General features: G+C 65.4%; 21 protein-coding genes. 16 read left to right on the forward strand and 5 right to left on the reverse strand.

What is annotated here, in order from left to right:
• The first annotated feature begins 81 nt into the window (after window positions 1–81).
• Both AC5Y21_RS04640 and AC5Y21_RS04645 read left to right on the forward strand, forming a co-directional pair.
• Complete coding sequence (locus tag AC5Y21_RS04640; RefSeq protein WP_499909879.1) at window positions 82–696, forward strand: DUF7158 domain-containing protein; 615 nt, start codon at window positions 82–84, stop codon at window positions 694–696.
• Complete coding sequence (locus tag AC5Y21_RS04645) at window positions 696–1,625, forward strand: ROK family protein (RefSeq protein WP_499909881.1); 930 nt, start codon at window positions 696–698, stop codon at window positions 1,623–1,625. The genes AC5Y21_RS04640 and AC5Y21_RS04645 overlap by 1 nt, the downstream gene beginning before the upstream one ends.
• On the opposite strand, the gene AC5Y21_RS04650 is transcribed toward AC5Y21_RS04645, so the two are convergent.
• Window positions 1,606–1,959 (reverse strand): winged helix-turn-helix transcriptional regulator, encoded by a 354-nt coding sequence (locus tag AC5Y21_RS04650; protein WP_499909883.1) that lies wholly within the window; start codon window positions 1,957–1,959, stop codon window positions 1,606–1,608. The two genes, AC5Y21_RS04645 and AC5Y21_RS04650, sit on opposite strands and share 20 nt — an antisense overlap.
• Before the next feature lie 80 nt (window positions 1,960–2,039).
• On the opposite strand from AC5Y21_RS04650, the gene AC5Y21_RS04655 reads away from it, so the two are divergent.
• The 3 genes from AC5Y21_RS04655 (at window position 2,040) to rplL (ending at window position 3,808) form a co-directional block, all read left to right on the forward strand.
• Window positions 2,040–2,480 carry an anthrone oxygenase family protein gene (locus AC5Y21_RS04655; RefSeq protein WP_499909887.1) on the forward strand — a complete coding sequence of 147 codons (441 nt, stop codon included), beginning with the start codon at window positions 2,040–2,042 and terminating at the stop codon, window positions 2,478–2,480.
• A gap of 287 nt (window positions 2,481–2,767) precedes the next feature.
• A complete protein-coding gene (gene rplJ, locus AC5Y21_RS04660; RefSeq protein ID WP_499909891.1) occupies window positions 2,768–3,373 on the forward strand; it encodes a 50S ribosomal protein L10 in 606 nt (201 codons plus the stop codon).
• A 42-nt stretch (window positions 3,374–3,415) separates the two neighbouring features.
• Window positions 3,416–3,808, forward strand: coding sequence for a 50S ribosomal protein L7/L12 (gene rplL / locus AC5Y21_RS04665; RefSeq protein ID WP_499909893.1), 393 nt, complete (start codon window positions 3,416–3,418; stop codon window positions 3,806–3,808).
• 478 nt (window positions 3,809–4,286) lie between these two features.
• Here rplL and AC5Y21_RS04670 read toward each other — a convergent pair whose 3' ends face one another.
• A complete protein-coding gene (locus tag AC5Y21_RS04670; RefSeq protein ID WP_499909896.1) occupies window positions 4,287–4,997 on the reverse strand; it encodes a TetR/AcrR family transcriptional regulator in 711 nt (236 codons plus the stop codon).
• A 62-nt stretch (window positions 4,998–5,059) separates the two neighbouring features.
• Between AC5Y21_RS04670 and AC5Y21_RS04675 the strand changes: the two genes are divergently transcribed.
• From AC5Y21_RS04675 to AC5Y21_RS04700, 6 genes are all read left to right on the forward strand, one after another.
• Window positions 5,060–6,595 (forward strand): carotenoid oxygenase family protein, encoded by a 1,536-nt coding sequence (locus AC5Y21_RS04675; protein WP_499909898.1) that lies wholly within the window; start codon window positions 5,060–5,062, stop codon window positions 6,593–6,595.
• 162 nt (window positions 6,596–6,757) lie between these two features.
• Window positions 6,758–7,768 (forward strand): ABC transporter ATP-binding protein, encoded by a 1,011-nt coding sequence (locus AC5Y21_RS04680; protein ID WP_499909901.1) that lies wholly within the window; start codon window positions 6,758–6,760, stop codon window positions 7,766–7,768.
• Between the two features lie 532 nt (window positions 7,769–8,300).
• Window positions 8,301–11,831 (forward strand): DNA-directed RNA polymerase subunit beta, encoded by a 3,531-nt coding sequence (gene rpoB, locus AC5Y21_RS04685; protein ID WP_499909903.1) that lies wholly within the window; start codon window positions 8,301–8,303, stop codon window positions 11,829–11,831.
• Between the two features lie 50 nt (window positions 11,832–11,881).
• Window positions 11,882–15,832, forward strand: a complete 3,951-nt coding sequence (locus AC5Y21_RS04690; RefSeq protein WP_499909905.1) for a DNA-directed RNA polymerase subunit beta' — start codon at window positions 11,882–11,884, stop codon at window positions 15,830–15,832.
• 136 nt (window positions 15,833–15,968) lie between these two features.
• The gene (locus AC5Y21_RS04695) at window positions 15,969–16,856 is read left to right on the forward strand and encodes a type IV toxin-antitoxin system AbiEi family antitoxin (RefSeq protein WP_499909907.1); all 888 of its coding nucleotides are present in this window, start codon (window positions 15,969–15,971) and stop codon (window positions 16,854–16,856) included.
• Between the two features lie 87 nt (window positions 16,857–16,943).
• Window positions 16,944–17,699, forward strand: a complete 756-nt coding sequence (locus AC5Y21_RS04700; RefSeq protein ID WP_499909909.1) for a deoxyribonuclease IV — start codon at window positions 16,944–16,946, stop codon at window positions 17,697–17,699.
• A gap of 12 nt (window positions 17,700–17,711) precedes the next feature.
• Here AC5Y21_RS04700 and AC5Y21_RS04705 read toward each other — a convergent pair whose 3' ends face one another.
• Window positions 17,712–18,119 (reverse strand): hypothetical protein, encoded by a 408-nt coding sequence (locus AC5Y21_RS04705; protein ID WP_499909911.1) that lies wholly within the window; start codon window positions 18,117–18,119, stop codon window positions 17,712–17,714.
• 88 nt (window positions 18,120–18,207) lie between these two features.
• Here AC5Y21_RS04705 and AC5Y21_RS04710 point away from each other — a divergent pair, with 88 nt between their 5' ends.
• The 5 genes from AC5Y21_RS04710 to AC5Y21_RS04730 all read left to right on the forward strand — a co-directional run bounded on the left by AC5Y21_RS04710 (window position 18,208) and on the right by AC5Y21_RS04730 (window position 22,936).
• Window positions 18,208–18,789: a hypothetical protein gene (locus AC5Y21_RS04710; protein ID WP_499909913.1), complete on the forward strand. Its 582-nt coding sequence runs from the start codon at window positions 18,208–18,210 to the stop codon at window positions 18,787–18,789.
• 76 nt (window positions 18,790–18,865) lie between these two features.
• Entirely contained in the window at window positions 18,866–20,494 is a 1,629-nt protein-coding gene (locus tag AC5Y21_RS04715) for an acyl-CoA dehydrogenase family protein (protein ID WP_499909915.1), read from the forward strand.
• Between the two features lie 10 nt (window positions 20,495–20,504).
• Window positions 20,505–21,443, forward strand: coding sequence for a crotonase/enoyl-CoA hydratase family protein (locus AC5Y21_RS04720; RefSeq protein ID WP_499909918.1), 939 nt, complete (start codon window positions 20,505–20,507; stop codon window positions 21,441–21,443).
• A 3-nt stretch (window positions 21,444–21,446) separates the two neighbouring features.
• Window positions 21,447–22,172, forward strand: coding sequence for a PaaX family transcriptional regulator C-terminal domain-containing protein (locus tag AC5Y21_RS04725; RefSeq protein ID WP_499909920.1), 726 nt, complete (start codon window positions 21,447–21,449; stop codon window positions 22,170–22,172).
• A complete protein-coding gene (locus tag AC5Y21_RS04730) occupies window positions 22,169–22,936 on the forward strand; it encodes a crotonase/enoyl-CoA hydratase family protein (protein ID WP_499909922.1) in 768 nt (255 codons plus the stop codon). Before AC5Y21_RS04725 ends, AC5Y21_RS04730 begins: the two co-directional genes overlap by 4 nt.
• A 4-nt stretch (window positions 22,937–22,940) precedes the next feature.
• On the opposite strand, the gene AC5Y21_RS04735 is transcribed toward AC5Y21_RS04730, so the two are convergent.
• Window positions 22,941–23,462, reverse strand: a complete 522-nt coding sequence (locus AC5Y21_RS04735; RefSeq protein WP_499909924.1) for a DUF3060 domain-containing protein — start codon at window positions 23,460–23,462, stop codon at window positions 22,941–22,943.
• 76 nt (window positions 23,463–23,538) lie between these two features.
• Window positions 23,539–23,916 carry a DUF3060 domain-containing protein gene (locus AC5Y21_RS04740; RefSeq protein ID WP_499909927.1) on the reverse strand — a complete coding sequence of 126 codons (378 nt, stop codon included), beginning with the start codon at window positions 23,914–23,916 and terminating at the stop codon, window positions 23,539–23,541.
• Window positions 23,917–24,058: the final 142 nt, after the last annotated feature.

A 24,058-nucleotide genomic window follows, 5' to 3' on the forward strand; every position in this document is an offset into this window, starting at 1 on the left:
AGAGCGAAGCGATGAGGAGGAGCGGCGCATGAGCGCCGCCGGCGACGATGCAGAGCGAAGCGATGAGGAGGAGCGGCGCAAATGACGCATGCGGTTGCCACCGTCGCCGGCATCCCGGTTTCCGTCGATGAGGTGGACGCGCGGGAGGTGCGGCTGCGCGACGGCATGCACGCGGCCGCGCTGCCGGCGCGCGGTACCAGTGAGGGACGGCAGCTCAGGCGCTGGCTGACCCAACTGATCGTGACCGAGCGGGTGGTCGCGGCCGAGGTGGCCGCCCGCGGCCTGACGGGCTGCGACGCCCCGAGCGAGGCCGACCTGCTGCCCGACACGACGGCCCGGTTGGAGATCGGCAGCGTGGCCGCGGCGGCATTGGCCGACCCGGGCGCCCGGGCCCTGTTCGCCGACGTCACCGCCGGGATTGACGTGACCGACGACGACGTGGCCGACTACCACGCGCGCAACCCGCTCCGGTTCGCGTCGCCTTCCCCTGGCCCGCACGGCTGGCGCACCCCGTCGGACGTCGGCCCGCCGCTGCAGCAGGTGGGGTCGGCGATCACCGAGCATCTGCGCGGCGCGGCCCGTCGGCGCGCCTTCCGGATGTGGCTGGACGCGCGCCGAGCCGCGCTGGTCCAGCTGGCTCCCGGCTACGAGCATCCCGGTGATCCGCGCCAACCCGACAACACCCACCGGCACTGATGCTCACCCTCTGCCTGGACATCGGCGGCACCAAGATCGCCGCCGGTCTGGCCGAGCCCAGCGGCGCACTGGTCCACACCGCTACCCGCCCTACGCCGGTCAATGCCGGCGCCGACGCGGTCTGGGCCACGGTCGCCGCGATGATCGCCGACGCGTTGGGTGTGGCCGGCGGCACGGTCAGCGGCGTGGGCATCGCTTCGGCCGGACCTGTCGATCTGGCGAGCGGAACGGTCAGCCCGATCAACATCGGGTGCTGGCGCGGTTTCCCGCTGCGCGATCGGGTGTCGGCCATGATTCCCGGGGCGCCCGGCGTGCCGGTGCGGCTGGGCGGCGACGGTGTGTGCATGGCGCTGGGCGAGCACTGGCTCGGGGCCGGGCGGCGGGCGCGGTTCCTGCTGGGCATGGTGGTGTCCACCGGCGTCGGCGGCGGATTGGTGCTCGACGGCGCTCCCTACGACGGCCGCACCGGAAACGCCGGTCACGTGGGCCACGTGGTGGTCGAGGCGGATGGTCGACCCTGCACCTGCGGTGGCCGGGGCTGTGTCGAGACCGTCGCTTCCGGCCCGTCGCTGGCGCGCTGGGCCAGGGCCCACGGCTGGTCCGCGCCGCCGGGCGCGGGTGCCAGGGAGCTCGCCGACGCGGCGGCAGGCGGGGATACGTTGGCGCTGGCCGCTTTTCAACGAGGCGCCACCGCGCTGGCGGCGATGCTCGCCTCGGTGGCCGCGGTGTGCGACCTGGACCTCGTCGTCATCGGCGGAGGAGTGGCCAAGTCCGGCGAGCTGCTGTTCGGCCCGTTGCGTGCGGCGTTGTCCGACTACGCCGGGCTGAGCTTTGTGTCCGGCCTACGCGTGGTACCGGCCGAGCTGGGTGGCGAGGCCGGGCTGGTCGGCGCCGCCCGGCTCGCGGCACTCAGCCAGCCGCGGGTGTAGCGCCAGCCGGTTTGCGCTGCATGTGTTTTCGTCCCCAGTCGCACAAACTGGCCAGCACCGGCGCCAGCGTCGTCCCGTATTCGGAAATCGAATAGTGCACGCAGGGCGGTACCGTCCGCGCGTCGTGGCGGTCGATGATTCCGTCGTCGACCAGCTCGTGCAGATGACGTATCAGCATGCGCTCGGTGATGCCGGGAATGCTGCGCCTCAGCTCAGCCGTTCGCATCGGGCCGTCGCAAAGCCGCCACAAAATCGTGCCCTTCCAGCGCCCGTCGATCACTGACAGAGCTGCGTCGATCGGGCAGTCGCCGATGTCTTTCTTCGATACCGCCATCTCTCGTTTCCGCTCGTCGACGTGCTGACTAATTTGTCAGTACCTTGATATTTGTCAGCATAACAGGCAGTGTGGTCAAAATGAAAGAAGTTATTGCAGCACTGGCCGTTCTGGTCACCGGTCCGCTGGTTGGCGTCGAGTTCTCGGTCGCGACATTCCTCAACCCGATCCTGGCCCGACTGCCCGACGACGCCTTCCGGGCGGCCCGTAGCCAGTCCAGTCGGGTGCTCGGTAAGGCGATGCCGTACTGGTATTTCGCCGCTCTGCTGTTGTTGGTCGCTGCCGCGGTCTTGGCCGGAGGCGGGGCCCGTAGCTGGCTGGGCGGTATTGCGGCCGTCCTGATGGCCGCCGTCGTGCTCCTGTCGGTGACGATGCTGGTGCCGATCAACAACCGCATCGCGGCTTGGTCAGCTAATGGCGAGCTGTCCCGTGAGCTCGCGGCCCGCTGGGACCGTCTGCACAGGGTGCGCGTGGCGATGCTGGTCATGCTCTGCGGCATCTTGGCCATCGTCGTCACGTGAGCTCGGAGCCTTGCATGGCCTCAAGCGACCGTTTTGGCTGATCGCATTTCGCCGCGCTATTGTGGTTGCCGATCCACCGAAGACCGTCGGTCGCCGAGAAATCGGTTGAAGGTCCGGGAATATCCCGGCGGCCCGCGCAGGAGGACGAGGCATTACCGCCGGCGCGCGCGCCGGCGCATTTCAACGCCCCGGCCGCTTCCTGCGCCGGGGCGTACTTCGTTCTCGGCGCTCGCCCGGTGATCAACAGACGACAGGGCGTACCAGTCCTTAGACCGTAGGAGGCTTGCATGGCCAGGGCTGACAAGGCCACCGCCGTTGCAGAAATCGCAGAGCAGTTCAGGGCCTCGAGCGCCAGCCTGATCACCGAATACCGCGGTTTGACGGTGGCGAACCTGGCCGAGCTGCGCAGGTCGCTGGGCGAGTCGGCCACATATGCGGTCGCCAAGAACACGCTCATCAAGCGGGCGGCTTCGGACGCCGGTGTCGAGGGTCTCGACGAGCTGTTCGCCGGCCCGACGGCAATCGCGTTCGTCACCGGCGAAGCGGTCGACGCGGCGAAGGCCATCAAGACCTTCGCCAAGGACCACAAGGCGCTGGTCATCAAGGGCGGCTACATGGATGGTCACCCGTTGACCGTCGCCGAAGTCGAGCGCATCGCCGATCTGGAGTCGCGCGAGGTGTTGCTGTCCAAGCTGGCCGGCGCGATGAAGGGCAACCTGGCCAAGGCGGCCGGCCTGTTCAATGCGCCCGCTTCGCAGATGGCCCGACTGCTGGCCGCGCTGCAGGAAAAGAAGCCCGCAGATGCTCCGGCTGCCGCAGAGGCGCCGGTTGCAGAGGCGCCGGCTGAGACTCCGGCTGAAACCCCGGCTTCGGAACCAGCCACAGCTGAATAAACCACCACCCCAAAAACCCAAAAATCAGGAAGGACCCACACCATGGCAAAGCTCTCCGGCGACGAACTGCTCGACGCATTCAAGGAAATGACTCTGTTGGAGCTCTCGGACTTCGTGAAGAAGTTCGAGGAGACATTCGAGGTCACCGCGGCCGCTCCGGTCGCTGTCGCGGCCGCAGGCGCTGCTCCGGCCGGCGGCGCCGCCGAGGCCGCCGAGGAGCAGTCGGAGTTCGACGTGATCCTCGAGGCCGCCGGCGACAAGAAGATCGGCGTCATCAAGGTTGTCCGTGAGATCGTCTCCGGCCTGGGCCTCAAGGAGGCCAAGGACCTGGTCGACGGCGCCCCCAAGCCGCTGTTGGAGAAGGTCGCGAAGGAAGCCGCCGACGAGGCCAAGGCCAAGCTCGAGGCGGCCGGCGCCAGCGTCACCGTCAAGTAGTTTCTGCCGAGCAGACGCAAAAGCTTCCGCACGCACGGCGTGTCGGAAGCTTTTCGCGCTGTACAGGGCATGCGGCACACCAGTAACTCCCGTCACTGGGAAGAGGCTTGTGTCTTTTGTCCACCTTCAAGCGACAACTGTTGCGCGCCAAGTGATTTGTCGCTGTTCAGGTAGGCCGTGTCAAGCTGCCCGCGGCGACATTCGCAGTCTCGGGCTTTCGGGTGTGAATCCTTGGCTTCGGGCGTGAATCCTGGGCTTTGGGTGTGCAGCCTGGGCGGCCCAAATCGCCGATTCCCGCCCTACAGTCACACCGAAAGCCGTCAGTTCACACTGAAAACCGTCAGTTCACACCGAAACCCGTCAGTTCACACCGAATGCGCAGACGCGCCATTTCGCCACGCACGACCTCTGGTCCACCGCCACAAAGCGCCCGTTTTGAAACAGCCCGGGTGGGGCAACTCCCGCTGGCGCGGGCTTCTCACCCAGACATGGCCGACAGCTGCGACTGCCTGACCCGTTCGGGTGAATCTCCCAGGGCCACCAGCAGGTTCGACGTCATCGAGCCAAGCACCGGTGCGACGGCCGCGCCGTCGTCGCCGTAGTACCCGGCCAGCTCGAGCATCACGAACCCGTGTATCAACGCCCAGAACTGGGCAGCCGTGGCAACGACCGCTCGGTCCGACGGGGTGTCGACATCCTGGTCAGCCGAACCGGCGCGGATTCGGCCCGCCGTCATCGTCCGGTGCACCACCCGCACCACGTGCGCGAAGCTGAGGTGATGCTGTTCGATCTCGGCGACCGGCAGTGTCAGAACGTTGCGCACCGGAGCGTTGATGCCGTGCGCGCTGGTGCTGCCGAACATCAGCCGATACATGTGCGGCCGCTCGATGGCGTAGCGCCGATACGCGCCGCCGATGACCAGTAAGTCGGCGACCGGATCAGCGGTCTCCTGCACCGTCAGCGCTGCGTCGAACTGCCGCAAGCCCTCCTCGGCGACCTCTGCGATCAGCCCGCGCATCCCGCCGAAGTGCGTGTACACCGCCATCGTCGAAGTCCCCGCGGCACTGGCCACCTTGCGGGTCTGCAGCGCGTCGGGTCCGTGGTCGTCGAGCAAGCCGACGGCCGCGTGCAACAGGTCATCGCGCACACTGCGGACACTCTGCTGATTCTCCGACGTCATCCTTGCCATCTTCCCATCGGCGGCGTACGGTTTCGATAACGCTGAAATAACAATGTTATAGGAGTTCACAGATGACATCCACGCAAACCGCGAAATCGGAGAACCCCTATCTCGAAGGTTTCCTGGCGCCGGTCTCTGCGGAAGTGACTGCGACCGACTTGAAGGTCACCGGCCACATCCCCGAGCATCTCGACGGGCGCTATCTACGCAACGGCCCCAACCCGGCAGCAGCGGTAGATCCGGCCGTCTACCACTGGTTCAGTGGCGATGCCATGGTGCACGCCGTCGCCCTGCGCGACGGGCAGGCCAGCTGGTACCGCAATCGCTGGGTACGCACCTCGGCCGTGTGCGCCGCGCTGGGCGAACCGGCGCCGACAGGCCTGAACCCGCGCGCCGGAATGCTGTCCGTCGGCCCGAACACGAATGTGCTCACCCACGCCGGTCGAACGCTGGCGCTCGTCGAGGGAGGCGGAGCCAATTACGAGCTCACTGAGGAGCTGGACACCGTGGGGCCCTGCGACTTCGACGGAACCCTGGCCGGCGGCTACACCGCACACCCCCACCGCGATCCGGCGACCGGAGAGTTGCACGCGCTGAGCTACTCGTTCGCGCGCGGGCGGACCGTGCAGTACTCGGTGCTAGACACCCAGGGTCGCGCACGGCGGACCGTGGACATCGACGTGAGCGGATCGCCGATGATGCACGACTTCTCCCTGACCGACAAATACGTGGTCATCTATGACCTGCCCGTGACTTTCGACCCCCTGCAGATCCTGCCGACGGAAGTGCCGCGCGGGCTGAGTGCGGCGGCCAAGCTGACGCTGCAGTCGCTCTTGGGTCGCGTCCGGATCCCCAGTCCGATCTCGATGATGATCAACCGGGGTCGACGGCCCATCCACAAGATGCCCTACCGCTGGAATGCCGACTACCCGGCGCGCATCGGAGTCATGCCCCGCGAAGGAACCAATCGTGACGTGCGCTGGTTCGACATCGAACCCTGCTACGTCTTCCACCCGCTCAACGCCTACTCGGAAATCCGCCGTGATCTTCAAGGCGCCGAGGTGCTGGTGCTCGACGTGGTGCGCTACTCGCGGATGTTCGAGCGCGACCTGCGCGGTCCGGGCGACAGCCGGCCCACCCTCGACCGCTGGACCATCAACCTGGCGACCGGCGCGGTTGCCACCGAACGCCGGGACGATCGGGCGCAGGAGTTTCCCCGCATCAACGAAACGCTGACGGGAAGTCGGCACCGGTTCGGCTACGCCGTCGGCGTCAAGGGCGGGTTCGTCGAATCGATCGACGGACAATCGGGCCACATGGAAACGGGGCTGTACAAGCACGACTACGCGACCGGATCGAGTTGGGTGGCTCCGCTTGACCCCGATTTGCTGATCGGCGAGATGTCGTTTGTGCCGAATCCGGGGCCGAATCAGGGTCAAGCCAACGCCGAAGACGACGGCATCCTCATGGGCTACGGCCATCACCGCGGCCGTGATGAGGGACAGCTGCTGCTGTTGGATGCCCAGACCCTGGAGTCGTTCGCCACCGTGCATCTGCCGCAGCGGGTGCCGATGGGCTTCCACGGCAACTGGGCGCCCACCAGTTAAGGCGCCGCGGCCCTGCGGTAACGGTCAAAAAGGATCCGACGAACGATCTGGTGAAGACTGTTATCAATGCAACCCTGATGTGCTGGCCCGGCGGTGCGCTACAGTGACTCAAGCCACACAAAGGGGCAGGTGGGGCCACGCGCGTCGACGGAAGGATTCCCCATGGGCGTCAGCATCGAGGTCAACAGTCTGACGAAGTCGTTTGGCTCCTCGAGGATCTGGGAAGACGTTACGCTTACCATCCCCGCCGGGGAGGTCAGCGTGTTGCTGGGCCCGTCGGGTACCGGCAAGTCGGTGTTCCTGAAGTCACTCATCGGTCTGTTGCGACCGGAGCGCGGCTCGATCGTCATCGATGGCACCGACATCATCGAGTGCTCGGCCAAGGAGCTCTACGAGATCCGGACATTGTTCGGTGTGCTGTTCCAGGACGGCGCGCTGTTCGGCTCGATGAACCTCTTCGACAACACTGCGTTCCCGTTGCGTGAGCACACCAAGAAGAAGGAAAGCGAAATCCGCGACATCGTCATGGAGAAGCTGGCCCTGGTCGGTCTTGGTGGCGACGAGAGGAAGTTCCCCGGCGAGATCTCCGGCGGTATGCGCAAGCGTGCCGGCCTGGCTCGTGCCCTGGTGCTGGACCCGCAGATCATTCTCTGCGACGAGCCGGACTCCGGTCTGGACCCGGTCCGCACCGCCTACCTGAGCCAGCTGATCATGGACATCAACGCCCAGATCGACGCGACCATCCTGATCGTGACGCACAACATCAACATCGCCCGGACGGTGCCGGACAACATGGGCATGTTGTTCCGCAAGCACCTGGTCATGTTCGGGCCGCGCGAGGTGCTGCTGACCAGCGACGAGCCCGTCGTGCGGCAGTTCCTCAACGGCCGTCGCCTCGGCCCGATCGGCATGTCCGAGGAGAAGGACGAGGCCACCATGGCCGAAGAGCAGGCCATGGTCGACGCCGGCCAGCACGCCGGCGGTGTCGAGGACATCGAGGGTGTGCCGCCGCAGATCCAAGCGACGCCGGGCATGCCGGAGCGCAAAGCGGTCGCCCGTCGTCAGGCCCGGGTCCGTGAGATGTTGCACACCCTGCCCAAGAGGGCCCAGGCGGCGATCGTCGACGACCTCGAGGGCGGTCACCACTACCACTCAAGCCAGTTCGGCGGCTAGGCGAATCACACGGACTGTCGCGGCGGGGACCGAGTCCCGGCTGTGGCTTCAACTCAGCGTGTCCGCAAATGGCGCGGCCGGTCCGCCGCGCCTGAATGAAGGCCGTTCACCGGCCGATTTCCCGCTAACTTGGCACAACTCGCCGCCCCGCACCCCTTGACGACGGGGCGTAAACGGGTCAATCTGTTGGGCAGCATGTATCCGATGTGTTCCAGGGGCAGTTCCAGATTGCCAGCCAGCGTTGGTGCCCCTGGGCAGATTGTGCTGGGTAGTTGAGGAATGCGCCGTCCTGCGCTATTGTTGGACGTTGCGCTGGCTACTTCCTGCCCACCTCACAATCGCCGCTTGGCCGCTAATGACACTGTGGTCTTAGCCTGAGCCCCTCCTGTGGCTCAGCTATTTAGTTGCGCGCGTGAGATCCGGACAGATCGTTCGTCAGCCTGATTAACACAATTGTCGCGGCGAACAGGCCCCGTGGGCTCCGGCTTTTCGGGAATCTCGTGAGTCGCACGAGGTGCTGGAAGGATGCATCTTGGCAGATTTCCGCCAGAGCAAGACAGACCAGAGTCGCCAAAGTTCCTCTAACGGAAGTTCATCCAATAGCTCCGTGCCCGGAGCGCCGGACCGAATTTCCTTCGCCAAGCTCCGCGAACCGCTTGAAGTTCCGGGGCTTCTCGACGTTCAGACCGACTCGTTCGAGTGGCTGATCGGCTCGCCCCGGTGGCGCGAGTCCGCCGCCGCCCGCGGTGAGGTCCGCGTGATGGGCGGCCTGGAAGAGGTGCTTTACGAGCTGTCCCCGATCGAGGACTTCTCCGGCTCGATGTCGCTGTCTTTCTCCGATCCCCGTTTCGACGAAGTCAAGGCTCCGGTCGACGAGTGCAAAGACAAGGACATCACCTACGCGGCTCCGCTGTTCGTCACGGCCGAGTTCATCAACAACAACACCGGTGAGATCAAGAGCCAGACGGTGTTCATGGGTGACTTCCCGATGATGACCGAGAAGGGCACGTTCATCATCAACGGCACCGAGCGTGTCGTGGTCAGCCAGCTGGTGCGGTCGCCGGGGGTGTACTTCGACGAGTCCATCGACAAGTCCACCGAGAAGCTGCTGCACAGCGTCAAGGTGATTCCCAGCCGGGGCGCCTGGCTGGAGTTCGACGTCGACAAGCGCGACACCGTAGGTGTGCGTATCGACCGCAAGCGCCGGCAGCCGGTCACCGTGCTGCTCAAGGCCCTTGGCTGGACCAGCGAGCAGATCGTGGAGCGGTTCGGCTTCTCCGAGATCATGATGTCGACGCTGGAGAAGGACAACACCGTCGGCACCGACGAGGCGCTGCTGGACATCTACCGCAAGCTACGCCCGGGCGAGCCGCCGACCAAGGAGTCCGCGCAGACGCTGCTGGAGAACCTGTTCTTCAAGGAGAAGCGCTACGACCTGGCCCGCGTGGGCCGCTACAAGGTCAACAAGAAGCTCGGGCTGCACGCCGGTGAGCCGATCACGAGCTCGACGCTGACCGAAGAGGACGTCGTCGCCACCATCGAATACCTGGTTCGCCTGCACGAGGGCCAGACCACGATGACGGTTCCGGGCGGCGTCGAGGTGCCGGTGGAAACCGACGACATCGACCACTTCGGCAACCGGCGGCTGCGCACGGTGGGCGAGCTGATCCAGAACCAGATCCGGGTCGGTATGTCCAGGATGGAGCGGGTGGTCCGGGAGCGGATGACCACGCAGGACGTCGAGGCGATCACGCCGCAGACGTTGATCAACATCCGCCCGGTGGTCGCCGCGATCAAGGAGTTCTTCGGGACCAGCCAGCTGTCGCAGTTCATGGACCAGAACAACCCGCTGTCGGGTCTCACCCACAAGCGCCGGCTTTCGGCGCTGGGTCCGGGCGGTCTGTCCCGTGAGCGGGCCGGGCTGGAGGTCCGCGACGTGCACCCGTCGCACTACGGCCGGATGTGCCCGATCGAGACCCCGGAGGGTCCGAACATCGGTCTGATCGGTTCGTTGTCCGTGTACGCGCGGGTCAACCCGTTCGGATTCATCGAGACGCCTTATCGGAAGGTTGTGGACGGGGTCGTTTCTGACGAGATCCACTACCTGACCGCCGACGAGGAGGACCGCCACGTCGTGGCGCAGGCCAACTCGCCGACGCAAGATAATGGCGCCGGTGGCGCGGTTTTCATCGAGCCGCGCGTCCTGGTCCGCCGCAAGGCGGGCGAGGTGGAGTACGTGCCGTCGTCCGAGGTGGACTACATGGACGTCTCGCCGCGCCAGATGGTGTCGGTGGCCACCGCGATGATTCCGTTCCTCGAGCACGACGACGCCAACCGTGCCCTGATGGGTGCCAACATGCAGCGCCAGGCGGTTCCGCTGGTGCGCAGCGAGGCACCGCTGGTGGGCACCGGCATGGAGTTGCGTGCCGCGATCGACGCCGGCGACGTCGTCGTCGCCGAGGAGAGCGGCGTCATCGAGGAGGTGTCGGCCGACTACATCACCGTCATGCACGACAACGGCACCCGGCGTACCTACCGGATGCGCAAGTTCGCGCGCTCCAACCACGGCACCTGCGCCAACCAGTGTCCGATCGTGGACGCCGGGGACCGGGTCGAGGCCGGCCAGGTCATCGCCGACGGCCCCTGCACCGACAACGGCGAGATGGCGCTGGGCAAGAACCTGCTGGTGGCCGTCATGCCGTGGGAGGGTCACAACTACGAGGACGCGATCATCCTCTCCAACCGCCTGGTCGAAGAGGACGTGCTCACCTCGATTCACATCGAGGAGCACGAGATCGATGCCCGCGACACCAAGCTGGGCGCCGAGGAGATCACCCGGGACATCCCGAACGTCTCCGACGAGGTGCTCGCTGACCTGGACGAGCGGGGCATCGTGCGCATCGGCGCCGAGGTTCGCGACGGCGACATCCTGGTCGGCAAGGTCACCCCGAAGGGGGAGACCGAGCTGACGCCGGAGGAGCGGTTGCTGCGTGCGATCTTCGGCGAGAAGGCGCGCGAGGTCCGCGACACCTCCCTGAAGGTGCCGCACGGTGAATCCGGCAAGGTGATCGGCATCCGGGTGTTCTCGCGTGAGGACGACGACGAACTGTCGGCCGGTGTCAACGAGCTGGTCCGTGTCTACGTGGCCCAGAAGCGCAAGATCTCCGACGGCGACAAGCTGGCCGGACGACACGGCAACAAGGGCGTGATCGGCAAGATCCTGCCGGTCGAGGACATGCCGTTCCTTCCGGACGGCACCCCGGTGGACATCATCCTGAACACCCACGGTGTGCCGCGACGGATGAACATCGGCCAGATCCTGGAAACCCACCTCGGTTGGGTGGCCAAGTCCGGCTGGAACATCAATGTTTCAGAAGGGGTGCCCTCCTGGGCGGCCAGCCTGCCCGAGGCGTTGATGAGCGCCGAGCCGAACCAGATCGTGTCGACTCCGGTGTTCGACGGCGCCAAGGAAGAGGAGCTGCAGGGTCTCTTGTCGGCCACGCTGCCTAACCGCGACGGTGAAGTGCTGGTCGACGGTGACGGCAAGGCCGTGCTGTTCGACGGGCGCAGCGGCGAGCCGTTCCCGTACCCGGTGACGGTTGGCTACATGTACATCATGAAGCTGCACCACCTGGTGGACGACAAGATTCACGCCCGCTCCACCGGCCCGTACTCGATGATCACCCAGCAGCCGCTGGGTGGTAAGGCGCAGTTCGGTGGCCAGCGGTTCGGCGAGATGGAGTGCTGGGCCATGCAGGCCTACGGCGCGGCGTACACGCTGCAGGAGCTGTTGACCATCAAGTCCGACGACACCGTCGGGCGGGTCAAGGTCTACGAGGCGATCGTCAAGGGCGAGAACATCCCTGAGCCGGGTATTCCCGAGTCGTTCAAGGTGTTGCTCAAGGAGCTGCAGTCGCTGTGCCTCAACGTCGAGGTGCTGTCGTCCGACGGCGCGGCGATCGAGCTGCGCGAAGGCGAGGACGAAGACCTGGAGCGGGCCGCGGCCAACCTTGGAATCAACTTGTCGCGCAACGAATCCGCGTCTGTCGAGGATCTTGCATAAATCTGTCTTTTTTCTGAAGTCACTAAACCCGTTAGGGGAAAGGGAGTTACGTGCTAGACGTCAACTTCTTCGATGAACTCCGTATTGGCCTGGCCACCGCGGAGGACATCCGGCAATGGTCTTACGGCGAGGTCAAGAAGCCCGAGACCATCAACTACCGCACGCTGAAGCCGGAGAAGGACGGCCTGTTCTGCGAGAAGATCTTCGGACCGACTCGCGACTGGGAGTGCTACTGCGGCAAGTACAAGCGGGTCCGATTCAAGGGCATCATCTGTGAGCGCTGCGGCGTCGAGGTCACTCGCGCCAAGGTGCGCCGTGAGCGGATGGGCCACATCGAGCTCGCCGCACCGGTCACGCACATCTGGTACTTCAAGGGTGTGCCGTCGCGGTTGGGCTACCTGCTGGACCTGGCGCCGAAGGACCTTGAGAAGATCATCTACTTCGCCGCCTACGTCATCACCGCGGTCGACGATGAGATGCGGCACAACGAGCTGTCGACGCTCGAGGCCGAAATGGTGGTGGAGCGCAAGGCCGTTGAGGATCAGCGCGACGCCGACCTGGAGGCGCGCGCGCAGAAGCTCGAGGCCGACCTGGCCGAGCTTGAGGCCGAGGGTGCCAAAGCCGACGCCAAGCGCAAGGTCCGTGACGGTGGCGAACGAGAGATGCGGCAGCTTCGTGACCGCGCTCAGCGTGAGCTGGACCGCTTGGAGGACATCTGGAGCACCTTCACCAAGCTGGCGCCCAAGCAGCTGATCGTCGACGAGAACCTGTACCGCGAGCTCGTCGACCGCTACGGCGAGTACTTCACCGGCGCCATGGGTGCGGAGTCGATCCAGAAGCTGATCGAGAACTTCGACATCGACGCCGAGGCCGACTCGCTGCGTGAGGTCATCCGAAGCGGCAAGGGGCAGAAGAAGCTTCGTGCGCTGAAGCGGCTGAAGGTCGTTGCGGCCTTCCAGCAGTCCGGCAATTCGCCGATGGGCATGGTGCTCGACGCGGTGCCGGTGATCCCGCCGGAGTTGCGTCCGATGGTGCAGCTCGACGGTGGCCGGTTCGCCACATCTGACCTGAACGACTTGTACCGTCGCGTGATCAACCGCAACAACCGGCTCAAGAGGCTGATCGACCTCGGCGCGCCCGAGATCATCGTCAACAACGAGAAGCGGATGCTGCAGGAATCCGTAGATGCGTTGTTCGACAACGGCCGTCGCGGCCGGCCCGTCACCGGGCCCGGCAACCGTCCGCTGAAGTCGCTGAGCGATCTGCTCAAGGGCAAGCAGGGCCGGTTCCGCCAGAACCTGCTCGGTAAGCGCGTCGACTACTCGGGCCGTTCGGTCATCGTGGTCGGTCCGCAGCTCAAGCTGCACCAGTGCGGTCTGCCCAAGCTGATGGCGCTCGAGCTGTTCAAGCCGTTCGTGATGAAGCGGCTCGTTGACCTCAACCACGCGCAGAACATCAAGAGCGCCAAGCGAATGGTGGAGCGCCAGCGTCCGCAGGTGTGGGACGTGCTCGAAGAGGTTATCGCTGAGCACCCGGTGTTGCTGAACCGCGCGCCGACCCTGCACCGGCTGGGTATCCAGGCCTTCGAGCCAATGCTGGTGGAAGGCAAGGCTATTCAGCTGCACCCGTTGGTCTGTGAGGCGTTCAACGCCGACTTCGACGGCGACCAGATGGCGGTGCACCTGCCGTTGAGCGCCGAGGCGCAGGCCGAGGCACGCATTCTGATGCTGTCGTCCAACAACATCCTGTCGCCCGCGTCGGGCCGGCCGCTGGCCATGCCGCGACTGGACATGGTGACCGGGCTGTACTACCTGACCACCGAGGTCGAAGGCGACAAGGGCGAGTACCAGCCCGCCGCGAAGGACCAGCCCGAGTCCGGGGTGTATTCCTCGCCGGCAGAGGCGATCATGGCGGCCGACCGCGGGGTGCTTTCGGTGCGGGCCAAGATCAAGGTGCGGTTGAGCCAGCTGCGCCCGCCGGCTGACATCGAGGCGGAGCTGTTCGGCCAAAACGGTTGGCAGCCGGGCGATTCATGGACGGCCGACACCACGCTGGGCCGGGTGATGTTCAACGAGCTGCTGCCGCTGGGCTATGCGTTCGTCAACACGCAGATGCACAAGAAGGTGCAGGCTTCCATCATCAACGACCTGGCCGAGCGCTACCCGATGATCGTGGTAGCGCAGACGGTGGACAAGCTGAAGGACGCCGGTTTCTACTGGGCGACCCGAAGCGGGGTCACGGTCTCCATGGCCGACGTGTTGGTGCCGCCGCGTAAGAAGGAGATTCTCGACCACTACGAGGATCGGGCCGACAAGGTCGAAAAGCAGTTCCAGCGTGGTGCTTTGAACCACGACGAGCGCAACGAAGCGCTGGTGGAGATCTGGAAGGAAGCCACCGACGAGGTCGGCCAGGCGCTGCGGGACCACTATCCCGTGGACAACCCGATCATCACGATCGTCGACTCTGGTGCCACGGGTAACTTCACCCAGACCCGGACGCTGGCCGGCATGAAGGGTCTGGTGACCAACCCCAAGGGTGAGTTCATCCCGCGTCCGGTCAAGTCCTCGTTCCGTGAGGGCCTGACCGTGCTGGAGTACTTCATCAACACCCACGGCGCTCGAAAGGGCTTGGCGGACACCGCGTTGCGTACGGCGGACTCGGGCTATCTGACCCGTCGTCTGGTGGACGTGTCGCAGGACGTCATCGTGCGCGAGCACGACTGCGAGACCGAGCGCGGCATTGTCGTCGAGCTGGCCGAGCGTCAGCCTGACGGCACCCTGATCCGTGACCCGTACATCGAAACCTCGGCGTACGCGCGGACTTTGGGCGCCGACGCGGTCGACGAGGCCGGCAACGTCGTCGTCGCGCGCGGCGAGGACCTTGGTGACCCGTCGATCGAAGCCCTGCTGGCGGCCGGCATCACGCAGATCAAGGTGCGTTCGGTGCTGACCTGCACCACCGGCACCGGCGTCTGCGCGACCTGCTACGGGCGGTCCATGGCGACCGGCAAGCTGGTCGACATCGGCGAGGCCGTCGGCATCGTCGCGGCCCAGTCCATCGGTGAGCCCGGCACGCAGCTGACCATGCGTACCTTCCACCAGGGTGGTGTGGGTGAGGACATCACCGGCGGTCTGCCACGGGTGCAGGAGCTGTTCGAGGCCCGCGTGCCGCGTGGCAAGGCGCCGATCGCCGACGTCACCGGTCGTGTCCGTCTCGAGGACGGTGAGCGCTTCTACAAGATCACCATCGTTCCCGACGACGGCGGCGAGGAAGTCGTGTACGACAAGCTCTCGAAGCGGCAGCGGCTGCGTGTGTTCAAGCACGAGGACGGTTCCGAGCGGGTGCTCTCCGACGGCGACCACGTCGAGGTGGGTCAGCAGCTGATGGAAGGCTCGGCCGACCCGCACGAGGTGCTGCGCGTGCAGGGCCCGCGCGAGGTGCAGATCCATCTGGTCCGCGAGGTCCAGGAGGTCTACCGGGCGCAGGGTGTGTCGATCCACGACAAGCACATCGAGGTGATCGTTCGCCAGATGCTGCGCCGGGTCACCATCATCGACTCGGGCTCGACGGAGTTCCTGCCCGGCTCGCTGATCGACCGTGCGGAGTTCGAGGCGGAGAACCGCCGGGTGGTGGCCGAGGGTGGCGAGCCCGCCGCCGGCCGTCCGGTGCTGATGGGTATCACGAAGGCGTCGCTGGCCACCGACTCGTGGCTGAGTGCGGCGTCGTTCCAGGAGACCACGCGAGTGCTGACCGATGCGGCGATCAACTGCCGCAGCGACAAGCTCAACGGTCTGAAGGAGAACGTGATCATCGGAAAGCTGATCCCGGCCGGTACCGGTATCAACCGCTACCGCAACATCCAGGTGCAGCCGACGGAGGAGGCCCGGGCCGCGGCGTACACGATTCCGTCCTACGAGGATCAGTACTACAGCCCGGACTTCGGCCAGGCGACCGGTGCTGCCGTTCCGCTGGACGACTACGGGTATTCCGACTACCGGTAGACCTGGCGAGCACTTCCCCTCGCGAGCAGACGCAGAGTCGCACGATCCGACCAAGGATCGTGCGACTCTGCGTCTTATCGGCGCCTTTTCCACAGGGTGGCTGGCCAATCCCTCGTAGCGCCCGCATGCTTCCAGCGTGCATCCCGATGCCCTAACCATTCTCGCCGAGGCCGGCGGGTTCGCGACTACGGCACAGTTGCGCACTGTGATGACTCGTCAGGAACTCGACATCCAGGTGAAAAAGGGCTGTCTCATCAGGGTCTGGTATGGCGTTTACGCCGCAGCTAAACCGGACCTGTTGGGCCGCTTACGGGCACTCGATCTCTTCACGGGACGTCACGTGGTGGCATGTATGGGGACAGCCGCAGCGCTGTACGGCTTCGATACCGAGAGCACGTCGCGCCTCCACGTTCTTGATCCGGGAATACGGATGCGACCGTCAAAAGGGCTCATGGTGCACCAGCGAATCGGTGCGCCCTTGCGGCGGGTCGAGGGCCGACTGGCCACCGCTCCGGCCTGGACGGTAATAGAAGTCGCGCGGACGTTGCGACGGCCGCGCGCTTTGGCGACGCTTGATGCGGCGTTGCATCTAACCGCTTGCACGACAGGCGAATTGCACGCAGCGATCCGCGAACAGAAGGGCCGGCGCGGCATCGTCAAGATTCGGGAGCTAATGGGTTACGCAGATGGCCGTGCCGAGTCACCGATGGAAAGCGAAGCGCGGCTGGTTTTTATCGATGGTGGATTGCCGAGGCCGGAACTGCAGTACGAGATCGTGGACCGCTACGGTCAGCGCTGGAGGGTCGACTTCGCGTGGCCGAACGCGATGGTCGTCGCCGAATACGACAGTGTGGAATGGCACGTGGGGCGCGATGCGCTGCTCCACGACCGGTTGAAAACCGCCCGGCTGCAGGAATGTGGTTGGACTACCATTCCGATCACGGTCGACGATATTCGAGGCGATCCAGTTGGGTTGACGGCCCGCATCAACGGCCAGCTGTCGACGCCGCGCTTAGCTAGCTAAGTTGCCGCGCGAGCAGACGCAGAATCGCACGTTCGGGAACCGAATCGTGCGATTCTGCGTCTGCTCGCCATGGGTAAACTGGCCGCCGTGCTCATCGGTTCGCATGTCCACCAAGACGATCCTCTGGCCGCAGCGCAGGCAGACGGCGCCGACGTGGTGCAGTTCTTCCTGGGCAACCCGCAGAGCTGGAAGAAACCCAAGCCGCGCGACGACGCCGACAAGCTGAAAGCGTCGAGCATGCCGCTGTACGTCCACGCGCCGTACCTCATCAACGTGGCATCGGCCAACAACCGCATCCGTATCCCGTCGCGCAAGATCCTGCAAGACACCTGTGACGCGGCGGCCGAAATCGACGCGACGGCGGTGATCGTGCACGGCGGCCACGCCGACGACAACGACATGGAGGCCGGGTTCGAGCGTTGGGTCAAGGCGCTCAAGTACCTCGAAACCGATGTACAGGTTTATCTGGAAAACACCGCGGGCGGAGACCACGCGATGGCCCGCCACTTCGACACCATCGGCCGGCTGTGGGATCACATCGGCGACAGCGGCATCGGCTTCTGCCTGGACACCTGCCACGCCTGGGCCGCGGGGGAAAAGCTGGTGGACGCCGTCGACCGCATCAAGGCCCTTACCGGCCGCATCGACCTGGTGCACTGCAACGACTCGCGCGACGCCGCCGGATCGGGCGCGGACCGGCACGCCAACTTCGGCACCGGTCAGATCGACCCTGACCTGCTGGTGGCTGTCGTCCAAGCGGCCGATGCTCCGGTCATCTGCGAAACGGCCGACGAGGGCCGCAAGGACGACATCGCATTCCTGCGCGAAAACACAAGCGGCTGAGGGTAAGAGCTATCAGCAGCCGGTGCGACGGCGCTCGCCATCCGAAGCATTTAGTGCCGCGATGAAACCAGTCGGGTCTGTCAGGCTGAGGTAGAGGCTACGAACTTCGCCCCAAGTTGAGCTCATCAGCTGTACAGATTTGGAGGTCACCGGGTGCGCGAACTTCAGCTCGACAATGCCGTCTCGTGAACCGTTGACCATCCAGGCGTCGCCCATCGGATGGACTCCCCAGGCCAGCGGGCGCTCGGACATCACACGCGCAAACTTGATGTCCTTGAGCGGAACATCGATTTGAAACATCCAGCCGTGTTTGACGTGGAGTGTGTTGTCGTCCAGTCGGATTATTGTCCGCTTGGGTCCGGCGCCTAAGGCCGTTGCCACGGGGCGATACCACCGGTCATATCGCATCGCGAACTCCACACCTCGATTATCGCTGTCTGAAAACGCCCAAGCGGGTCGCACCTGTTCCGGACGGGCCACGACCGCAGCGTGGCCAAGAGATCGATGCGTGACGACCATCGAGTTTCGCTGCACACTGATGGCTGTGAAAGCGACGCTATGCGCCGGGGCTTTCGTTGTCGCCGTCCCGGCCTCGACGCTGTCCGCGGCCGCCGATCCTGTCCAGTTCCCTGACCTGAGCAACTATGTCGCTGTCAATACGGCCGATTACACGACCTTTCACGCCTACCTGACCGCCGGCGTGCAATTTTCAACCCCAGGCGGTTACCGCTGCCGTATGAGCTTCACGCACAAGCAGAACGGGGCACACATGGAGTGCTGGGGAACCCTGCCGGGCACACCGGACAATTACGTCGGATTGAACTATTTCGGCGGAACGAACTCGCCCCCCACGGCCTTCTCCACCATCGATCTGTCGGCAATGGACATCATTCCGCCGACCGCCGGCCTGCCCGGCACGACGGTCAACCCGGAGGACTACAAGCAGCTGCCTCCGCACAGCAAGGTGAGCTATACCGACGGGCCGCTACAGACGTGCGGCGTGGACACGTCCATGACCGCCTGCGAGCTGACCGACCACGGCGAACAACACGGCTTCGTTCTTTCACCGCAGGGCAGCTGGACCTTCTAGGCGTAGCTCCGAACGAGTCGCAGCCAGCGGTGTTACAACTCTTGTGCGATTGTCGAAAAACTGTAATATTGACACCATGCCAGACACCCATGTCGTCACCAACCAGGTTCCGCCGCTGGAAAACCACAATCCCGCGTCTTCCGCGGTCCTCATCGAAGCCCTGATCCGCGAGGGCGGTCAGTGGGGCCTTGACGAGGTGAACGAACTCGGCGCGATCAACGGCAGCCAGCAGGCCCAGCGCTGGGGCGAGCTGGCCGACCGCAACCGGCCCATCCTGCACATCCACGACCAGTACGGACACCGTGTCGACGAGGTGGAGTTTGACCCGGCCTACCACGAACTGATGCGCACCGCGATCGCCCACGGTCTGCACGCCGCGCCGTGGGCCGACGAGCGGCCGGGGGCGCACGTGGTGCGGGCCGCCAAGACTTCGGTGTGGGCGGTAGAGCCCGGGCACATCTGCCCGATCTCGATGACGTACGCCGTAGTTCCGGCGCTGCGCTTCAACCCCGAGCTGGCGGCAGTTTACGAGCCATTGCTGACCAGCCGCGAATACGACCCCGAGCTCAAGCTGGCGTCCACCAAAGCCGGCATCACCGCGGGCATGTCGATGACCGAAAAGCAGGGCGGCTCCGACGTGCGTGCCGGCACCACCCAGGCGACGCCCAACAGAGACGGTACCTACAGCCTGACCGGCCACAAGTGGTTCACTTCGGCGCCGATGTGCGACATCTTCCTGGTGCTCGCGCAAGCACCAAAAGGGTTGTCGTGCTTCATGCTGCCGCGCATTCTTCCCGACGGCACCCGCAACCGGATGTTCCTGCAACGGCTCAAGGACAAGCTCGGCAACCACGCCAACGCATCCAGCGAGGTCGAATACGACGGCGCCACCGCATGGCTGGTCGGCGAGGAGGGCCGCGGCGTCCCGACCATCATCGAGATGGTCAACCTCACCCGGCTGGACTGCACCCTGGGCAGTGCGACCAGCATGCGCACCGGTCTGACCCGCGCCATCCACCACGCCCAGCACCGAAAGGCGTTCGGTGCCTATCTGATTGACCAGCCGCTGATGCGCAACGTGCTGGCCGACCTGGCGGTCGAGGCGGAGGCCGCCACCATCGTAGCGATGCGGATGGCCGGCGCGACCGACAAGGCGGTGCGCGGCGACCAAAGGGAAGCGCTGCTGCGTCGCATCGGTCTGGCGGCCAGCAAGTACTGGGTGTGCAAGCGTTCCACCCCGCACGCGGCCGAAGCGCTGGAATGCCTGGGCGGCAACGGCTATGTCGAAGACTCCGGCATGCCGCGGCTCTACCGCGAAGCGCCGCTGATGGGCATCTGGGAGGGCTCTGGCAACGTCAGTGCGCTAGATACCCTGCGCGCCATGGCAACCCGTCCCGAGTCGGTTGAGGTGCTGTTCGACGAGCTGGCCACCAGCGCGGGGCAGGATGCGCGGTTGGACGGCCATATCGACAAGCTGCGCCCTCAGTTGGCCGACCTGGAGACCATCCAGTACCGCGGTCGCAAGGTCGCCGAGGACATCTGCCTTGCATTGCAGGGGTCGCTGCTGGTGCGGCACGGACATCCCGCCGTCGCCGAGGCGTTCCTGGCCACCCGGCTCGGCGGCCAGTGGGGAGGCGCGTTCGGCACCATGCCCACCGGGCTGGATCTCGCGCCCATCCTTGAGCGCGCGATGGTCAAAGGCTAAGCCCCACAACATGACGCACGCGATCAGACCGGTCGACTTCGACAACTTGAAAACGATGACCTACGAGGTCACCGACCGGGTTGCGCGGATCACCTTCAATCGGCCGGAGAAGGGCAACGCGATCATCGCTGATACTCCGCTGGAACTGTCGGCGTTGGTGGAGCGCGCCGACCTGGACCCCAATGTGCACGTGATTCTGGTTTCCGGTCGTGGCGAGGGCTTCTGCGCCGGTTTCGACCTGAGCGCATATGCCGACCGAACCGGGTCGGCGGGCGGAGAAGGCGGCTATCACGGCACGGTGCTGGACGGTAAGACGCAGGCCGTCAATCACCTGCCGAATCAGCCGTGGGACCCGATGGTCGACTACCAGATGATGAGCCGCTTCGTGCGCGGGTTCGCCAGCCTGATGCATGCCGACAAGCCGACCGTGGTCAAAATCCACGGCTACTGCGTGGCCGGCGGCACCGACATCGCACTGCACGCCGACCAGGTGATCGCGGCCGCCGACGCCAAGATCGGCTACCCGCCGACGCGGGTGTGGGGTGTGCCGGCGGCCGGTCTATGGGCTCATCGGCTCGGAGACCAGCGCGCCAAACGCCTTCTGCTCACCGGCGATTGCATCACCGGCGCACAGGCCGCCGAGTGGGGCCTGGCGGTCGAGGCGCCGGCTCCCGAAGACCTGGACGAGCGAACTGAACGGTTGGTGCAAAGGATCGCGGCCGTGCCGGTCAACCAGCTGATCATCGTGAAGCTCGCGCTCAATTCCGCACTGCTGCAACAGGGTGTGGCCACCAGCAGGATGGTCAGCACCGTGTTCGACGGTGTCGCCCGGCACACACCCGAGGGCCACGCCTTCGTCGCCGACGCGGTCGAACACGGCTTCCGGGATGCGGTCAAGCACCGCGACGAGCCGTTCGGTGACTACGGCCGCAAAGCATCCCAGGTGTAAACGATGCCCACCATGACGGCCCGGTCAGTGGTGCTCAGCGTGCTGCTCGGCGCCCATCCCGCGGTGGCCAGCGCAGGCGAATTGATTAGGCTAACAACGGATTTCGGGATTAAGGAGACGACGTTACGGGTAGCGCTGACCCGCATGGTCAGTGCCGGCGACCTGATCCGGTCCGCCGACGGCTACCGGCTATCGGATCGGCTGCTGGCCCGCCAGCGTCGCCAGGACGACGCCATGCGCCCACAGAGACGGGACTGGCACGGAGACTGGGTCATGGTGATCGTCACCAGCGTGGGCACCGACGCGCGCACCCGGGCCGCGCTGCGAAGCACCATGCACGACAAGCGTTTCGGTGAACTACGCGAAGGGGTGTGGCTGCGACCTGACAACCTCGATCTGACGTTGGACGCCGACGTGCAGGCGAGGGTGCGGGTGCTGAAGGCGCGCGACGACGACCCAGCGCAGCTGGCCGGCCGGCTGTGGGATCTGTCCGGGTGGGCGCAGACCGGCCACCGGCTGCTCGCCGAGATGACCCAAGCCTCAGACATTCCCGGTCGGTTCGTGGTGGCCGCGGCCATCGTGCGTCACCTGCTCACCGACCCGATGCTGCCCGCCGAACTGCTGCCGGCTGAGTGGCCCGGTGCGGGACTACGTGCTGCGTACCATGACTTCGCCACCGAACTCGCGGAGCGACGTGACTTGAAACAACAACTCGTGGAGGTGACATGACCGATCCGGTGCGAGTAGAGCGCAATGGTCCGGTGACCACGGTGATCATCAACCGGCCGGAAGCGCGCAACGCCGTCAACGGCCCAACGGCAGCGGCGCTGTACGCGGCGTTCGACGAATTCGACCGCGACGACACCGCGTCCGTAGCCGTGTTGTGGGGCGACAACGGAACCTTCTGCGCCGGAGCCGATTTGAAGGCCTTCGGCACACGGGAAGCCAACGCAGTGCATCGGGACGGGCCCGGCCCCATGGGGCCGTCGCGAATGGTGCTGTCCAAGCCGGTGATCGCCGCGGTCAGTGGCTACGCCGTCGCGGGAGGTCTGGAGCTGGCCGTGTGGTGCGATCTACGGGTGGCCGAGGAAGACGCCGTGTTCGGCGTGTTCTGCCGACGTTGGGGTGTGCCGCTCATCGACGGCGGCACCGTGCGACTGCCCCGGCTGATCGGCCACAGCCGGGCGATGGACATGATTCTCACCGGCCGCGGGGTGAAGGCCGATGAAGCGCTGGCGATGGGGTTGGCCAACCGGGTGGTGCCCAAGGGTCAGGCCCGGCAGGCAGCCGAAGAACTGGCGGCCGAGCTGGCTGCGTTGCCGCAACAGTGCATGCGCTCCGATCGGCTCTCGGCGCTCAACCAGTGGGGCCTACCGGAATCCCAAGCCATCGACGTCGAATTCGCCAGCATCTCCCGCGTCGCCGCCGAAGCCACGGAAGGGGCCGGACGGTTCGCCGCGGGCGCCGGCCGTCACGGCGCCTCCGCGAGTTAGCCGGTCAGCTTCCCCCATTGATGGTGTTGCTCGACCCGCCGATGTTGTCGACCTTGGGCTTGCCGTCCTTGATGGTGATGGTGTTGTCCGTTCCGAGCACGGTGACTTTGGTGCTGACCTTGTCGAAGGTGATGTTGTTCTTCGCGGCGAGGATCTTCACCTTGTCGCAGGTGCCCGTGACAGTCAGCGTGTTGTTCGCGCCGACCACGTTGAGGTTCTTGCCGCCGGCACAGTCGATGGTGGCGGTGGTCCCCGACGCCCCATAGCTCAGGGTGTTGCCGGTCTCGATGGACACCGTTGTCGTTGCGCTGCCAGAGCTAGACGGCTCCGTGCTTCCGCTTCCGCTGCTCGCCGTCGTCGTCGCGCTCGCGCCGCTTGTCGCCGAAGTTCCCGACGTCCCCGAAGTGGCCGCCGGGGGGCTGGAGGTCGAACTGCAGCCGACCAGCCCGACAGCGGTCGCTATCGCCGCCGACGCCAAGGCTAACCCGGCGAATTTGAATGAGTCTGCAGTTCCATGAGCGCGCATAGTTCCTCGATTCTCAGTAGGTAGTGGGGCAGGGGCGGATTACTTACGAGGTAGTGACGGCTGTGGTTGCGTTTTGTCAGGGGCCCACCCGTTGCAGCCGGTTGACCATGCCCAGTTCGCGGCCGCGGTCCCACATAATCGGGTCGCCACCGTGGAAGAACACCGTTTGGTCGTATCCGTAGACGGTGATGTCGTGGGTGACGCTGTCCGCGATGATGGTGTTGGACGAGCCCATGACCGTCACGGCCCAGCAGTTTCCCTTCGCGGTGACGATATTTGACGTGCCGTTGACGAACAGTGTGGCGTCGTTGCAGTCCACTAGCTGCTCGAGGCCCTCACCGATGACATGGGTGTCGCCGTTCTTGGCGTGCGCGGTCGGGGGTGTAGCGGCGGGTACGGCGGCGATCGTGATGGCACAGGTGGCCAGCGACCCAAGGGCGGTTGTCCACTTCACCGCGGTCCCCCTTCGTTTCAGCGGGATCTGCTCGACTGAGCCTACGTGCTTCGGGCTGCCCGATAACAGACTTTAAGTGGCATTTACTGGACCACCGATCAAGCGGTGAATCCGCCACCCGTGGGCCACCACCGTCGAGCAC

The sequence above is a fragment of the Mycobacterium sp. NGS41 genome, assembly GCF_059812725.1.